This is a genomic window from Tepidibacter hydrothermalis (assembly GCF_029542625.1).
In the GTDB taxonomy this organism is placed as follows: domain Bacteria; phylum Bacillota; class Clostridia; order Peptostreptococcales; family Peptostreptococcaceae; genus Tepidibacter_A; species Tepidibacter_A hydrothermalis.
Genome location: NZ_CP120733.1, coordinates 2,778,687 through 2,795,082, shown reverse-complemented (window position 1 = coordinate 2,795,082; position 16,396 = coordinate 2,778,687). Strand labels below are relative to the sequence as shown.

Here is a 16,396-nt window from a genome sequence, read left to right as displayed (position 1 = left end):
TATAAAAACAGCACCATATTTTTATAATATGGTGCTGTTCAGTGTGGGTTTTATTTAACTTCTTCCTCGAAATCAATTCCTAATAATTTATCAAATTCATCCCAAACTTTATCGGATTCATCAAAGTTTTCTTTTTCATCTAATTTAGATGCTTTATTATATAAAGATTCTAATTTTTTCATATCGTCACTTTTAATGTCTTTTTTCATATCATCAGGCATTTCTTTCATGAATTCATCAAAACTTGGCATTTCAAAATTTGTTTCAAAATTCATTCCTAATAATTTATCAAATTCATCCCAAACTTTATCAGACTCATCAAAGCTTTCTTTTTCATCTAATTTAGATGCTTTATTATATAAAGATTCTAATTTTTTCATATCGTCACTTTTAATGTCTTTTTTCATATCATCAGGTATTTCTTTCATGAATTCATCAAAACTTGGCATTTCAAAGTTTGTTTCAAAATTCATTCCTAATAATTTATCAAATTCATTCCAAACTTTATCAGACTCATCAAAGCTTTCTTTTTCATCTAATTTAGATGCTTTATTATATAAAGATTCTAATTTTTTCATATCATCACTTTTAATTGCTTTTTTCATATCATCAGGCATTTCTTTCATAAATTCATCAAAACTTGGCATTTTGATATTTTCATCATACTCACAAACAATTACATCTTTATTTATGTCTATATTTGAAATGTCTACATTCGAATTTGCAAATGCAGGTGTAAAGCCTGAAATCATAATAGTACCACTTAAAAGTAACATTGCCAGATTTTTTGTTTTATTATTCATTTTAGTTTTCATTATACATTCCACCTTTTTTAAAAATTTAATAAGTTTGTTAATTTGTAAGTTAAGTATACTATTGTGATGTGTACTCTTTGTGTACTCTGTGTGAATTTTAGATGATTTAAATAAGGATTTATATTGACAATAAATATAAATAGTATATTATATAATTGCATTAGAAAATCCTAATATATAGATATATCATATCTGTATATTAGGATTATGGAGGAGGTTTCACGTATTTATAAATAAATAAAGAAAAATGTATAAGTAACGAAATTTAAAAGAATGATGGGGATGAGAATATTGAATTATGCATTATATATTGTTACGGCTGTATTATTAATTATGTCCTATATAAAAGATAAAAAGAAAACAAAAATGGCGCTAAAAAAAGCATGGAAAGCTTTTGAAAATATATTACCTGAATTTTTATCTATTATTATGATAGTAGGAATTCTTCTTGCATTCATAAATCCAGATGTAATAGCTAAATTAATAGGAAGTCAATCAGGTTGGGTAGGCGTAATTATATCAGGATTAGTAGGAGCTATTACATTGATTCCAGGATTTATAGCATTTCCAACAGCTGCTATGGTATTGAAAAATGGGGCGGGATATATGCAAATAGGAGCTTTTATATCTACACTTATGATGGTTGGAATAGTTACAGCTCCTGTTGAAATAAAGTATTTCGGTAAAAAGGTAACTGTATTAAGGAATATAATATCGTTTTTATTTTCTTTTTTAGTGGCATATATAATTGGTAAGGTGGTAAGCATATGAATGGATTAATAAAAAAATATAAATTGTTTTTAGGTATGATTATAGTTATATTGGTGTTGTATATTTTTAATAAAGATTTAGGGGTAAAAGCAATAAATATATCTGCTTATAGCTTTAAAGAAATGTTATTTGTAATACCACCTGTATTTATTCTTTTAGGCCTTTTGGATATATGGGTTCCTAGGGAAATAATGATAAAATATATGGGAGAAAATTCAGGAATAAAAGGAGTTTTCCTTTCTATCATATTAGGTTCTGCAGCAGCAGGACCGTTATATGGAGCATTTCCAGTAGCAGCAGTATTTATGAAGAAAGGCGTTAAATTTACAAATATATTGATATTTATTGGAGCTTGGTCAACAACTAAGATACCTATGTTTTTATTTGAAATGTCTGCACTTGGAGTTAAATTTGCAGTTACTAGACTTTTAATTGATATACCAGGGATTATAATTATAGCTTATATTTTACTTTTGTTTGTTTCAAAAAAAGAAATAAAAGAGATTTATAAAAAAGCAGAATCTATATAGATAAAGTAGTGAAATTTAATTCAGATGGAGTTTTTACTCCAACTGAATTTTTAGCTAGATCATTGGTTTTGGTAAATTAATTTAGAACTTGTAGTTTTAGCGCAAAAAAGTAAGTTGTTCTATTTTTTTATCAGATAGGTTTGACACACTAAGACCTATTAGTCTTATATTATCGTGTATGTTTATTTCTTTTAATAAATTGCACGCTATAGAGTATATCTCATCATCAGAATCTGTATAATGATGTATGGTTTTACTCTTTGTATGACTAGAAAAATCTGATGTTTTTATTTTAATTGTTATAGTTTTTGATAATATATTTTGTTTTTTTAGTGTATAAGAGATATCTTTACTAAATAATAATAAGAAGTGATTAAGATAGTCTATATCATCTGTATTTGAGGACAAGGTGGTTTCTCTTCCTAAGGATTTTGTTTCACGATTTGGTTGAACAGGTCTATTGTCTATACCTAAGAGTCTATTGTAAAGTTCCCAAGATTGATTAGAAAACAATTCTACAAAATAGTCTTTTGGAAGATTTAATAAATCATTTACTGTATATACTCCTATATTGTTTAGCTTATCTATTGTTTTTTTTCCTATACCATATACTGTTTTTATAGAAAGTGGTCTTAATATTTCGGGTACCATTTCTTCACTTATAATCTTAATTCCATCTGGTTTATTCCAGTCAGATGCAAGTTTTGCTAGATATTTATTATGAGATATTCCAACTGATATAGTAAGTCCTGTTTTCTTAAAAACTTCATTTTTTATATATTGTGCTATTTCAATTGAAGGGGTATCTATATCAGATACATCTAAATAAGCTTCATCTATTGATAAAGGTTCTACGATGTCGGTTATGCTATACAAGATATCAAACACTTGATTTGAAACCTCTTTATATCTTGAATGTCTAACAGGCAAAAAGATTCCATTAGGACATTTTTTAGCAGCTATAAATCCTGGCATAGCAGATCTAACTCCATACTTTCTAGCTTCATAAGAACATGTACAAACAACTCCCTTGCTAGTTCTACCTCCAACTATAACCGGTTTACCCTTAAGAGAAGGATTATCTACTTGTTCTACACTTGCAAAAAAAGCATCCATATCAACATGTATAATTTTACGACTCATTAAATCACCCGCTTGTCACAAAATAAGAACATCAGTTCTATTTTATTATACAAGGAAATTATGTGATTTTCAACTTGTATATAAAAAATTCGCTTCATGCTAACGCATAGCTCATATCGCCAACGAGTCCTACGGGCTCCGTTGCTCAAAATAGTTGCAGGTGTAGCTCTTCCATCGATGTTATCCACAGAACGAAAATTTTATAATACTTTAGTATATGAAAAAGCCATCTAAGAAAAATTCTTGGATGGCTTTAGAAAATTATAGGTGTTACAACTGTTAATAGCTTAGCTGGTTGATCTAATGGATTAATTAAGATGTGAGGTATTGTTGATGGAAAATGAAAAGAATCTCCTGATTTAACTAAATATTCTTTTCCATCTAAATCTACTATTATTGCACCATCTAGTACATGAATAAATTCTTCCCCTGGATGATTGAATTTATGACCGTGTTTTTCTTTAGGGGGGATAATAACCATTACAGATTCTAGACATCTTTCTGAAAAATCACCACTAAGTCTTGTGAACTCTGAATTAGAACCTTCTATTTTGAATGGATTTTTTTCTTCAGATTTTACTAAAAAATTGTGCTTGTGTGGATTTTTAAAAAAATGAACTATTGGAATACATAAAGCATCAGCGATTTTTTTTAAAGATGTGATAGCTAATGAAGATGTATTGTTTTCTACTTGAGAGAGGAAGCTAACTGATAAACCTGTTCTTTCGCTTAGTTCTTTCAAGGTTAATTTTTTTTCTTTTCTAAGATCTCGAATTTTTTCAGAGATTTCGTTGACCATTGGTAACCTCCAAGGAATTTTAATAATTTAGTAAATGATATCATATTTAAAATCTTAATTCAATATTTAGAGTATAATGAATTGTTTATCAGTTAGTACTGAAAAATTAAATTTAGTAGAAAAAATTATAGTGATATCATAATAAATATAGTAATATCAAAAAAAATACAGTAATACTGTAAAAAAATATATACATATGTAAAAGATTGTGGTAATATCAGAATATGGAATATATTACAAAAAACTCTATAACTATAAGAAATTATGCGCGCGATTTCTAAGTATGTTTTAATAAAAATTAATTATAAAAGTATTTTTAAAAAAATGATTGTTAAAAAAATATTATTCTTGTATATAACAAAATATATAACAAAATTTAAAGATGTTTGGGGTGCTATTTATGAAGAAAAAAATAGGATTGTGGGATTTAGTATTTATGAATGTATCAGCGCTGTTTGGAATAAGATGGATAGCAAAGTCTACTGCAACTAGTTTTGGTCTTGGACTTGGTGCTATACCAGCATGGGTTGTTTTTACATTTATATTCTTTGTACCAGCTGCTCTTATATGTGCAGAACTTGCAGCTACATATAAAAGTGATGGGGGTCTTTATGAATGGGTAAAAGAGGCTTATGGTGAAAAATGGGGATTCATGGTATCATGGCTTAATTGGACAGCTAAGATATTTTGGTATTCATCATTTTTGGCGTTTTTCACAATCAATATGTCATATACTATAGGAAAACCAGAACTTGCAAGTAATAAAATGTTTGTACTTATAGTTTCTTTAGTTTTATTTTGGGTTTTATCTTTTATTAGTACTAGAGGTATGGGTTTTGCAAAGGTTTTCACAAGTGTTGGGGCTTTAGGTTCAACAGTTCCGGCTGTACTTTTAATTGTTATGGGATTTGTATCTGTATTCGTATTTAAAAATGAACCAGCTTCTACATACACGGTATCTACATTAATGCCTAAATTAAATATGGATAGTTTGTGTGCTATTTCGGGAGTAATGTTTGGTTTAGCTGGAGCTGAAACTACAGCAAACTTTGTTACTGAAATGGATAATGCTGAAAAGAATTTTCCAAAGGCTATTTTAATTGCAGCTGCACTTGTTTCAGGACTTTATGTTGTAGGGTCAGTAGCTGTTACTATGATTCTTCCAACTGATCAAATTACAGCTTCAGAAGGTATATTGGTGGCACTTTCAACAGTTGCTTCAACTCTTGGAATAGGTCCTTGGTTCATAAAGATTGTAGCTTTTGGTATATCTGTATCAGTATTAGGTGCTATAATACTTTACATAGCTTCTCCAATAAAGATGTTATTTGGAAGTGTAAGAAAAGGAATATTCCCTCAAAAATTAACTAAAGTTAATGATGCAAATATTCCTGTGAATGCAGTTATTTTTCAAGCTGTACTTGTAAGTATTACTTTATTAGCTACAAATTTACTACCTTCTGTAGATACTATATATAATGTACTTGTTACAATGACTGCTTTAACAGCATTATTTCCATATGTAATATTATTTGCTTCTTATATTAAATTAAGAAAGACTAGATTGAATGAAGTTAGACCGTATCAAATTTCAAAAAACAATTCAAAAGCAATAAGTATAGCTTATATGGTTCTTACAATTACTATAGCTGGAATTGTATTATCAGCAGCACCAGTTATGTCAACATTTAAAGAAAACTTAATATATGAAACACAAATGATAGGTGGAGGCGTACTAGTAATTGTAATAGGATTAATGATTTGGAATAACTTTGTTAAAAGAACAGGATTTAAAGAAGGTTGTGAAGAAATAAAGAAAATATCTTAATACGTATAGGGTTATTTAGTACATAGAATGAAACTTAATTTACATGGAGTATTAACTCCAGAAGAATTTTTAGCTTTGATATAAATATTATTAAGGAGGGGTTTTTTATGAACAAAGAAAGAATAGATAAAGTGTTAAAAGAAATGGAAAATAAAAATATACCTCAGATGTTGGTTTCAGATCCTGCTGCTATTTTCTATTTAACAGGAAAATGGATTCATCCAGGAGAGAGAATGTTAGCTCTTTATTTAAATATAAATAAAAATCACAAATTATTTATAAATGAATTATTTCCTGTAAATGAAGATTTAGGTGTTGAAAAGGTATGGTTCAATGACACTCAAGATGCTGTAGAGATGGTATCAAAGTATGTAGATAAAGAAAAGACTATGGGTGTTGATAAAAACTGGCCAGCTCGTTTCTTATTAAGACTTATGGAACTTGAAGGCGGAAGTAAGTTTGTTAATGGATCTATGATATTAGATAGAGTTAGAATGTGCAAGGATAATCAGGAAAAAGATTTTATGAGAGAGGCATCAAGACTTAATGATATAGCAGTAGAGAAAATGATTGAATCTGTATCAAAAGATTATTCTGAGAAGAAAATGACTCAGGTTTTAGGAAATATATATGAAGAAATAGGTGCTAATGGATTTTCATTTGATCCTATTATAGCTTATGGTGAGAATGCAGCAAACCCTCATCATGAACCAGGTAATTCTATACTTAAAGAAGGGGACAGTATAATTATAGATATTGGATGTGTTAAAGATTCTTATTGTTCTGATATGACAAGAACAGTATTTTATAAGTCTGTATCTGATAAAGCTAAAGAAGTTTATAATACTGTTTTAGAGGCTAATAAAAAGGCTATATCAGTAGTTAAGCCTGGTGCTAAATTTAGTGATATAGACTTAGCTGCTAGAAATTATATAGAGGATGCAGGATATGGAAAGTATTTTACACATAGAACAGGACATTCAATAGGTATAGAAACTCATGACTTTGGAGATGTTTCATCTGTAAACCATGATGAAGTAGCACCTGGAATGATATTCTCAATAGAGCCAGGAATATATATACCTGGAGAGGTTGGAGTTAGAATAGAGGATTTAGTACTTGTTACTGAAGATGGATGTGAAATCCTTAATAAATATAGTAAGGATCTTAAGGTAATCGGATAAGATAATCAGATTTATGTGCTTAATCTAAAATAAAGGGGATTAAAATACCACTCAAGTGTTAAATATTTTAATAAAACTAAGCATTTCATCGTATTGAATATACTAAAAGTTCTAAACTCCCTATCGGTCAGACAACGAACTTTCTTAACGTATATTCAAACGTTGTAATGAAAGTTTTATACAAAAATATTTAAATCATTCGCTAACATTTTAATCCCCTTTATTTTGTAAGTGTAGTTTTAAATTTGAAATATATTATTCTTAAAAAAATAAAGACAATTATCAAATTACTATTTATTGTACTGGAATTTGATGTTTGTCTTTTTTTATGATAAAAAGAATGCGGTAAGATCTAATACCATAATACAGTGATTACTATTAAAACTACCTATGAAAATGTTAGCGAATGCTTTTAGATATTTTGATTAATACAACTTGAGTTTTGTTGTTTAATAATTCGTTAAAAAATTTGAGTGTTTGACCGTAGAGAGTTCTTAAATTTTAGAATTATTAATAAAACAAAATCTTAGTTGTATTCAAAATATCGTTGCATGAGCGGTATTTTTATAGATAGTTTAGATAACCAACAAAATCAAAAAAGTATTAAAAGTCTAGATTTTTTTATTTGATATAGCTAACTAACATTGTAATGAGTTAATTCTAGTCGTACTCATATAATTTATACTTTTCTATTATAGATATAAGTTTTTTAGGGTAATTTGGATCTGTACAGTAGCCGCATGCATAAAGTGCCATGGCCTGTTCCTTATAATCTTTACAATTTCTTAAAGCCTCATATCTTTTTGCTTTTCCAAGTAAGTTAGTGTAGTCTTTAATAGATTCTGAATATGAATCATAAGCTCTAAAACTTTGAACTACTTCTATTTTTTTATTGTTTACAAATTCATTAGTCATAAAATCAACTTTATTTTTATAGTCTTTACTTGCTTTTATTCCAAATAAGTTTTTTCCTGTTTGCGTTAACTTAGAATCTCCCCAGTTACTTTCAAGAATTGCTTGTGCTATTGTGATGCTTGGATATATATTGTATTTTTTATATCCGTAGTGAGTTTTTGAGTGTATAAGTTGTATAAATTCATCTTTTGTTTCGAATTTTTCATTGTTTAGGTCGGGAAGAGGTGTTGATGATTTAAATAATAATAATATTAGTATAGAGCTTAAAAGAAAAAAGAATGTTGATGCAGTAATAAAAACTATGCTTATTTTATTTTTCATTTGAATCTCCTTTTTCGTAATATATATAATTATATATTATGAGAAAATTTAATAAAATAATACAATAGTCATATTAAATAGTTTTTCCCGAATCTCTAGTCTGTATTAATTCACTAGGGAATGGTTCAAATATAGTCTGATCGTGCAAATATTCGTTTTCAAATCTCATAACCCAAGAATTTATCATAGTTAAAGGAACACAAAATGGTATTTTTTTATCGTTGTATTTTTCTAGTGTTTCTAGGAAAAAAGCTTTTTCACTAAAAGATAAATGTTTTGAAAAATACCCGAATAAGTGAAGTAGCATATTTATATTTCTATTTGGCTTAGAAGGTATAGACAAAGCTTTATTAAGATATACTTTATAATCTTTTATTATATCTGATATATCCCTTGAATCTGTATTAGCAGTTAATTTCCCCATCTTTTTTAAATATCCAGGACTGTGAGCCATCAATAGATATTTATTTTTACTTTGAAAATCTATAAGAGATTTTATGCTTTTGTCATTTTCTACATTTTTAAAATCTGCTTTTGTGAATATCTTCGTCAAAAAATGTTGTCTTATATTAAAGTTAGTAAGTCTTCCTTCATCCTCAATAGTTATATCAGGAAAGTATTCATGTATTTTGCTTGCAAATAATCCCATACCTTTGTTTGAAAGAGAAGGAGATTTGCCATGACATTTATAAACTTTAACATCTTTTATGCCGCAAGAGGGAGAACGACTCTTTAAAATGAATCCATCTATGTCCTTATCAGATATGTCTTTTAAAAAGGAGTGGGAAAATGAATTCATTTTTTCAGTTAAATCATTTCCGTCTTTAGAAAAAACTAAATTAAGATTCTCTGTATCATCTTTTAAAACTAGCCTTAAGGTGTCTCGAGGAGTAGAAAGACCTATACTAGTTTCAGGGCATACAGGAAGAAAATTAACATGAGATTGTAGACTTTTTATAAAGTTGTTGTTTATTTTAGAACCATCATATCTACAATTATCGTGTTCTATACATTTACTTAGCACTATATTAGGAGTTGTAAACTCTTTCATAGAAATTCTCCTTTCAACTTTTGATATATAAATTGTCATTATTATGATTTGTATTTTTTGAGAATATATTTATCTGAATTAAGTTTCTTTTTATGTGATTTTTAAAAGTTTGGACAAGGCATCTTTGCAGTAACCATATTCAAACCATTGACAGTTACTGCAGATACGGTTGAATTTATCTATTGATAGATTAGTCGATAATATATCTAAAATATCATCGTACGTATAGGTTTTATTTTTTTGTATATTGAGTAAATTTATTACATTTAAATCTAGTGTCTTTACTTTATCTTGAGTTTGGCAATGTGTATTATTTATAGTATTTGGACACTTAGAACATATACAATCTATAGAATCTATAATGGTAACTTTTGATTTTGGATTTGATTTTAAGTGTTTAACTATCTGATCCATATTATTAGTAAAATTTTTGTCGTATCCATTTCCCATATATCCTTGAATACAAAGTATATGATGAGCTCTTAGTTTCATAAAAAACCTCCTTAGCTATGCGTTAGCATAAGCGAATTTTTAATTAATGCAAATTACTAAATAATGTTATATAATTTTAATTATCAGAAAGATAAAAATTCAGTTGGATTAAAAACTTCATTTGAATTAAGTTTAGCTATATTAAATTAATTATAATATGAAATTACTGAGGGGAGACAAAAATGTTTATAAAACTTACTTTAAGGATATCTATATTGTTAATAAGTTTATTCTTATTATTCTTATTAGCAGTTGTGATTACAGACTACAAACCAGATGGAACTATTAGACTTGAGGTTAACAGTAATAAAGAAAAAATAGTAAAACTAGATAATGCTATGAGTATAACTACATTTAATATAGGATTTGGAGGACTTGATAAAAATCAAGATTTTTTCATGGATGGAGGTAAGTTGTCAAGGTCATACAGTAAGGAAAAAACGTATGAAAATATAGAAGGAGTATCAGATTATTTGAAAAATAAAAATTCTGATTTTTTATTTGTTCAAGAAATAGATGAAAAGGCTACTAGGACTTATTACATAGACGAACGTCAAAGAATAAATGAAAAGCTTGATAAATATAGTAATACATATGCTTATAACTATAAAGTTTTATGGGTTCCTGTGCCAGTTAGAAAGCCTCATGGATATGTAAGGGCTGGTCTTTCTAGTTTTTCAAAATACGATATAAGTAAGGCTACAAGATATCAGTTACCAGGTAAAGAGAGTTTTGAAAGACAGTTATTTTTATTGGATAGATGTTTTATAGAAAGTAGACTTAGTATAGACGGTTCAGATAAAGAGTTTGTCTTAATAAATGCACATTTATCAGCTTATGATAAGGGTGGGGTAATAAGAAAACAACAATTATCTTATCTTAAACAACATATACAAAACGAGTATGACAAAGGAAATTATGTTTTAGTAGGAGGAGACTGGAATCACAAAATAGGTAATACAAATTTTAAAAGCAAGGTAGAAAATAAGTGGATGCAAGATATTCCTAGTGATTTTAAGCCTGACACATTTAAATGGGCTATAGATAATTTAACTCCAACTGTAAGAAGTCTTGATTCTCCTTATAAAGAAGGAAATAACTTCATTGAAACTATAGATGGATTTTTGGTTTCTGATAATATAGAAGTACTAGATGTAAAGGGAGAAAATTTAGGGTTTGAGTACAGTGATCATAATCCTGTAACTATGGAGTTTAAATTGAAGTAGGTTGAAGGTGATATTATGGTTGAGGAATTTAAGGTCAAAAGCGATGATGGGGTTAGTATTACTGTTCATAAGTGGGCAGATGTAGAAAAATCCAGAGGTTGTATTTTGATACTTCATGGAATGGCTGAACATTCTTTAAAATATGATGAGTTTAGTAGGTTATTAAATAAGAATGGATATATTGTATATGGGTGTGATCATAGAGGGCATGGTAAAACAGGAATAGAACACAATCAATTAGGTCATTTTGATGAAAATGGATGGGATAAAATAGTAAGTGATATAAAGAATATAATAGATTATATAAAAAAAGAGAATAATAAACCTCTTATATTACTTGGACATAGTATGGGATCTTTATTAGCTAGAACTTGTATTCAGGAATTTCCAGAGGAATTTAGCGCTGTTATTTTATCTGGAACAACAATAGGAGGTAATTTTGTAAAAAGAAATATTGGATATATGATATCTAAAATATATGCAAGTATATATGGGTATAATAAAAAAGCATACCTTATGGATAAATTGACTTTTGGAAACTACAATAAATCTTTTTATCCTAATAACACAGAGTTTGATTGGTTATCTTCAGATGAAGATAAGGTGGATGAATATACTAAAGACAGTTTATGTGGATTTGTATGTAGTGGAGGGCTGTATGTTAATTTGTTAAAAGGAGTTAAATTAACTATAAACAGAGATAATATAAATAAGATACCAAAAAAAATGCCTGTATTAATATTTTCAGGAGATAAAGATATGGTTGGATCCAATTCAAAGGATGTAGTAAAACTATATAATGCATATAAAAGAGCAGGTATTGAAAATATAGATTTAAAGATATATGAAAATGGAAGGCATGAAATGTTAAATGAATTAAATAGATATGAAGTGTATGAATATATAATTAGATGGATAGGAAACATATAGTATTGATGGATAAAAATATATATTATAAAATATAATTATTATTTTAGTATTAGTGATGGAGATGATGTGGTATGAAATTATGTTCAAAGTGTAATAAGAATATAGCCGTTGTATTTACATCTACGGTTGAAAATGGTAAATCAGAGATGAAAGGCTTATGTATAGAATGTGCTAAAAAAAGCGGTCTTCCAATAATAGATCAGTTAATGCAACAAACTGGGATGAATGAAGAAGATATAGAAAATTTAACAGGACAGATGAATTCAGTAATAGAGGGCATGGATTTAGATGATTTGGATGAAAGTAGTATGTTCTCGAAGATGATGAACAGTGCAATGCCGAAAAATGAAGAAGATAAAGAAGACATAGACATTGAAGAAGATTCTAATGAAAAAACAGGTAAAAAAAATAAAAAGAAAAAACAAAAGGATAAACATCTTAGACAATATGGAACTAACTTAACTGAAAAAGCAAAAAATAATGAAGTTGATAGAATAATTGGAAGAAATAGAGAAATAGATAGAGCAATACAGATATTAAATAGAAGAAATAAAAATAATCCTATATTAATAGGAGAGCCTGGAGTTGGTAAAACTGCTATAGCCGAGGGGCTTGCAGTTAGAATAGTTCAAAAAGAGGTTCCAGCAAAATTATTTGATGCTCAGATATATCTTCTAGATTTAACTGCTGTTATTGCTGGAACTCAGTTTAGAGGTCAATTTGAAGGTAGAATGAAAAACATAATAAAGGAAGCAAAAGAAAATGAGAATGTTATACTAGTGATAGATGAGATACATAATATTATGGGTGCAGGTGAAGTCCAAGGTGGAGCAATGAATGCTGCAAACATATTGAAGCCATCACTTGCTAAAGGAGAAATTCAATTAATAGGAGCTACAACTCTTGAAGAATATAAAAAACATATAGAAAAGGATGCAGCTCTTGAAAGAAGATTTCAGCCTGTATTAGTTGAGGAGCCTACTGTTGATGAGACTATAGAAATTTTAAAAGGTATAAAAGGATATTATGAGGATTATCATAATGTTAAAATATCTGATGAAGTAATAGTTGCAGCAACGAATCTATCAAAGAGGTACATAACAGATAGATTTTTACCTGATAAAGCTATAGACATAATAGATGAGGTTGGTTCAAGAGCTAATTTAAAGAATCAAGGACTTATAGAGATACAAGCTTTAAAAGAAGAATTAGAAAAGGTTCAAATAGAAAGAGAAGAAGCATCAAATAGCAATGATTATGAAAAAGCAGCAGAGTGTAAGATGAAGGAATGTAAGATAGAAGAAGATATTAAAAATATAGAACAAACGTGTTCAGATACAGAGATTACAGTAGAGGATGTCGCTTTTGTTATAGAGTCTTGGACTAAGATACCAGTTCAAAAGATTACTCAATCAGAGGCTACTAAACTATTGAATTTAGAAAATAGACTTCATAAAAGAGTAATAGGTCAGCACAATGCTATTACAAGCATATCAAAGGCTATAAGACGTAATCGCTCTGGATTTAGAAAAAAGAAAAAACCATCATCATTCATATTTGTAGGACCTACTGGGGTTGGTAAAACTGAGCTTGTAAAAACGTTGGCAGTGGAACTATTTGGAAGTGAGGAATCTCTTATAAGAATAGACATGTCAGAATATATGGAAAAACATACGGTTTCAAAATTAATAGGAGCTCCTCCAGGATATGTTGGGTATGATCAAGGTGGACAATTAACAGAAAAAATAAGAAGAAAACCTTATTCTGTTATACTTTTAGATGAAATAGAAAAGGCTCATCAAGATGTATTTAATATGTTACTTCAAATACTTGAAGATGGAAGACTTACTGATAGTCAAGGTAGAACTGTATTCTTTGAAAATAGTGTTATAATAATGACTTCTAATGCTGGAACTAACTTTAAAACAAGTTCTATAGGATTTAATAATGATGGCTATGATGAACTTGAGAATAGAGTTAATGATGCTTTAAAGAAGATATTTAGACCAGAATTTTTAAATAGAATAGATGAGACTATAGTGTTTACTAAGCTTGATAAGGAGGAATTATCTCAAATAGTAGAATTGATGATAACTGAGGTAGTTGAAGAAGCTAAGGAAAAGGATATGAGTATAAGTATTTCTGATGAGGTTAAAGACTTTATACTTAAAAAAGGATATGATGACAAGTATGGAGCTAGACCTTTAAGAAGAACTATTCAAAAGTATATAGAAGATGATATAGCAGAAAAATATCTTAAAGGTGAATTAAATGAAGGTGCTTGTATAAACATAGAAATGAAAGATGGAAAAATATATATAAGCTAACAAGAGACTTGAGATTAATAACTAAATTTAGATGGTTAAGCTAAAAATTACGCTCACCGAAATAACGATACTTAATTAACATTTTAATAAAACTAAAGATTATGCTTTATAAAATATCTTAAAAGTTCTAAACTCCTGTTGGTCAGACAACGAACTTTCTTAACGGCTATTTTAACAGCACAATCTAAGTTTAATAGTAAAATGTTAATCAAAAGTATCTAACATTTCGATAAGCGTAATTTTTTTATAATGAGCAGGAAATATTTTTAAATATATAAAAACTAATATCAATAACCTTTACACATATACTATAAAGTAATATACTTGAACTTGAATCTCTTTAAATTAATGAGGGTAAAAGAAGGGGGATTTATGAAAACTAAAATTTATTCGATTATCGCAATAATTTTAACTGTTACTATGTGGGGACTATCTTTTTTAAGCATAAAGATAACTTTAAATGTATTTGGACCTATGACACTTGCAACACTTAGGTTTTTGATTGCATCAATTATATTGTTCGTGGTAATGAAGATAAAGGAACCAGAGACTAAGCTTCAAAGAGAAGATGTAAAGTGTATGTCTATGGCTGGTATTGTTGGGGTTGCCATATATTATTGCTTTGAAAATTATGGAGTCAAATATATAAGTTCATCGCAGGCATCTTTGATAATAGGAACTATACCTATATTTTCTTTAATAGTTGATAGTATTATATTAAAAAATAAGCTAAGTTTTAATAATGTTATAGGAGTTTTATTATCTATATTTGGAATATATTTCATAATTGGGGGAAATATAAGATTAGAATCAAATGAATTATTAGGATACATATTCATGTTTGGAGCTGTTTTTTCATGGGTGTTTTATAACTATGCAACCAAAGAGTTATTTGAAAAATACTCACAATTGGCTATTGTATTTTATCAAATAGTATTTGGGACTGCGGTATTGATTCCATTTGCATTGTTTGAAAATAACAATTGGCATTTGATAAACGACGTTGTAATATACAACTTTTTATATCTTGCAATACTTTGCTCTGCTATTTCATACGTTTTGTATATGTATGCTTTAGAAAATCTTGGTTCTACAGTTACAACTCTATATTTAAATTTTGCACCTGTTGTAACTGTTTTAGGAGGATATTTTATATTTAATGAAACGATAAGTAAAAATCAAATGATAGGGGTAATACTAATAGTATTATCTGTTTATGTAGTTAATTTAAAAATATCATATTATGATATTTTAAAAATGATAAAATCTAGAAGAGTAAATAAGAAATCATATAAGATTGATTCAAAATAATACAGCAGGGGGAATATATTATGAGTGAACGTATTTCGATTCCTAGATATATAAAAATAGCACTTGATGTAGCTACTCGTATTTATAAAGGAAGCATACATGAAGGAGAAAAATTAAGAGGAAGGTCGATACTAGCTTCTGAATACAATGTATCTCCTGAAACTATAAGAAAAGCTATGAAAGTTTTAGAAGATAGGGAAGTAGTTAGGGTTAGTAAGGGTAGTGGAATAATTGTATTATCAAAATATAAAGCTGGAGAAGTTATTCAAAGTTTTAGAAATAGTGAAGAGACAATAAGCGATTTAAGACAGAAACTTAAAAATTTTATGGATGAAAAAAAAGAAATAGAAAAAAAAATACAGGAAACTATGGAAAAAATTATAGACTTATATAAATTTAAAAGATCAGACATAATAGATCCTATGCAAATTCAATTGAAAGAAGAATATCATATTATAGGAAAGACTATAGGAGAATGCAAAATATGGGAAAATACTGGTGCTACTATACTAGGTGTTTTAAGAAATGGGGATATGATTTTATCTCCTGGTCCTAATCTTCAATTTAAGGTAGATGATAGCTTGATAATAGTGGGAGACTTAGGTGTTACTGATAAAATAAATGAATATCTAAAAATTTAATAAACAAAGTAAACCTTATATTCCGACTTATAAAATATAAACTATTACAATTATTAGTTCTCGTATAAACTGAATTGTGATATAATATGTTGGTGAATTTTAGGGGGTGATA

At 28.2% G+C, this 16,396-nt stretch carries 15 protein-coding genes; 9 read left to right on the top strand and 6 right to left on the bottom strand.

Going from position 1 to position 16,396, the window contains the following annotated elements:
• Positions 1–50 precede the first annotated feature (50 nt).
• Positions 51–815: a hypothetical protein gene (locus P4S50_RS13230; protein ID WP_277731271.1), complete on the bottom strand. Its 765-nt coding sequence runs from the start codon at positions 813–815 to the stop codon at positions 51–53.
• Positions 816–1,097: 282 nt separating this feature from the next.
• On the opposite strand from P4S50_RS13230, the gene P4S50_RS13225 reads away from it, so the two are divergent.
• Together P4S50_RS13225 and P4S50_RS13220 are read left to right on the top strand one after the other, a co-directional pair.
• On the top strand, positions 1,098–1,586 hold the full coding sequence (locus P4S50_RS13225) for a permease (RefSeq protein WP_277731270.1): 489 nt from the start codon (positions 1,098–1,100) through the stop codon (positions 1,584–1,586).
• Positions 1,583–2,116, top strand: a complete 534-nt coding sequence (locus tag P4S50_RS13220) for a permease (protein WP_277731269.1) — start codon at positions 1,583–1,585, stop codon at positions 2,114–2,116. Before P4S50_RS13225 ends, P4S50_RS13220 begins: the two co-directional genes overlap by 4 nt.
• A gap of 96 nt (positions 2,117–2,212) precedes the next feature.
• On the opposite strand, the gene P4S50_RS13215 is transcribed toward P4S50_RS13220, so the two are convergent.
• The gene (locus tag P4S50_RS13215; protein ID WP_277731268.1) at positions 2,213–3,259 is read right to left on the bottom strand and encodes a DNA polymerase IV; all 1,047 of its coding nucleotides are present in this window, start codon (positions 3,257–3,259) and stop codon (positions 2,213–2,215) included.
• 253 nt (positions 3,260–3,512) lie between these two features.
• Complete coding sequence (locus P4S50_RS13210) at positions 3,513–4,058, bottom strand: helix-turn-helix domain-containing protein (protein WP_277731267.1); 546 nt, start codon at positions 4,056–4,058, stop codon at positions 3,513–3,515.
• Positions 4,059–4,458: 400 nt separating this feature from the next.
• Between P4S50_RS13210 and P4S50_RS13205 the strand changes: the two genes are divergently transcribed.
• Complete coding sequence (locus tag P4S50_RS13205; protein ID WP_277731266.1) at positions 4,459–5,886, top strand: APC family permease; 1,428 nt, start codon at positions 4,459–4,461, stop codon at positions 5,884–5,886.
• A 107-nt stretch (positions 5,887–5,993) separates the two neighbouring features.
• On the top strand, positions 5,994–7,070 hold the full coding sequence (locus P4S50_RS13200) for a M24 family metallopeptidase (protein ID WP_277731265.1): 1,077 nt from the start codon (positions 5,994–5,996) through the stop codon (positions 7,068–7,070).
• Positions 7,071–7,730: 660 nt separating this feature from the next.
• Here P4S50_RS13200 and P4S50_RS13195 read toward each other — a convergent pair.
• The 3 genes from P4S50_RS13195 to P4S50_RS13185 all read right to left on the bottom strand — a co-directional run bounded on the left by P4S50_RS13195 (position 7,731) and on the right by P4S50_RS13185 (position 9,849).
• Positions 7,731–8,306, bottom strand: coding sequence for a glycoside hydrolase family 73 protein (locus P4S50_RS13195; RefSeq protein WP_277731264.1), 576 nt, complete (start codon positions 8,304–8,306; stop codon positions 7,731–7,733).
• A 73-nt stretch (positions 8,307–8,379) separates the two neighbouring features.
• On the bottom strand, positions 8,380–9,357 hold the full coding sequence (locus P4S50_RS13190) for a YbgA family protein (protein WP_277731263.1): 978 nt from the start codon (positions 9,355–9,357) through the stop codon (positions 8,380–8,382).
• 90 nt (positions 9,358–9,447) lie between these two features.
• On the bottom strand, positions 9,448–9,849 hold the full coding sequence (locus tag P4S50_RS13185; RefSeq protein WP_277731262.1) for a DUF1284 domain-containing protein: 402 nt from the start codon (positions 9,847–9,849) through the stop codon (positions 9,448–9,450).
• A 182-nt stretch (positions 9,850–10,031) separates the two neighbouring features.
• Here P4S50_RS13185 and P4S50_RS13180 point away from each other — a divergent pair, with 182 nt between their 5' ends.
• The 5 genes from P4S50_RS13180 (at position 10,032) to P4S50_RS13160 (ending at position 16,284) form a co-directional block, all read left to right on the top strand.
• On the top strand, positions 10,032–11,075 hold the full coding sequence (locus P4S50_RS13180; protein WP_277731261.1) for an endonuclease/exonuclease/phosphatase family protein: 1,044 nt from the start codon (positions 10,032–10,034) through the stop codon (positions 11,073–11,075).
• 15 nt (positions 11,076–11,090) lie between these two features.
• Positions 11,091–12,005 carry an alpha/beta hydrolase gene (locus tag P4S50_RS13175; protein ID WP_277731260.1) on the top strand — a complete coding sequence of 305 codons (915 nt, stop codon included), beginning with the start codon at positions 11,091–11,093 and terminating at the stop codon, positions 12,003–12,005.
• 71 nt (positions 12,006–12,076) lie between these two features.
• Positions 12,077–14,332 (top strand): ATP-dependent Clp protease ATP-binding subunit, encoded by a 2,256-nt coding sequence (locus P4S50_RS13170; RefSeq protein ID WP_277731259.1) that lies wholly within the window; start codon positions 12,077–12,079, stop codon positions 14,330–14,332.
• Between the two features lie 372 nt (positions 14,333–14,704).
• Positions 14,705–15,643 (top strand): DMT family transporter, encoded by a 939-nt coding sequence (locus tag P4S50_RS13165; protein WP_277731258.1) that lies wholly within the window; start codon positions 14,705–14,707, stop codon positions 15,641–15,643.
• Positions 15,644–15,663: 20 nt separating this feature from the next.
• Complete coding sequence (locus tag P4S50_RS13160) at positions 15,664–16,284, top strand: GntR family transcriptional regulator (RefSeq protein ID WP_277731257.1); 621 nt, start codon at positions 15,664–15,666, stop codon at positions 16,282–16,284.
• Positions 16,285–16,396: the final 112 nt, after the last annotated feature.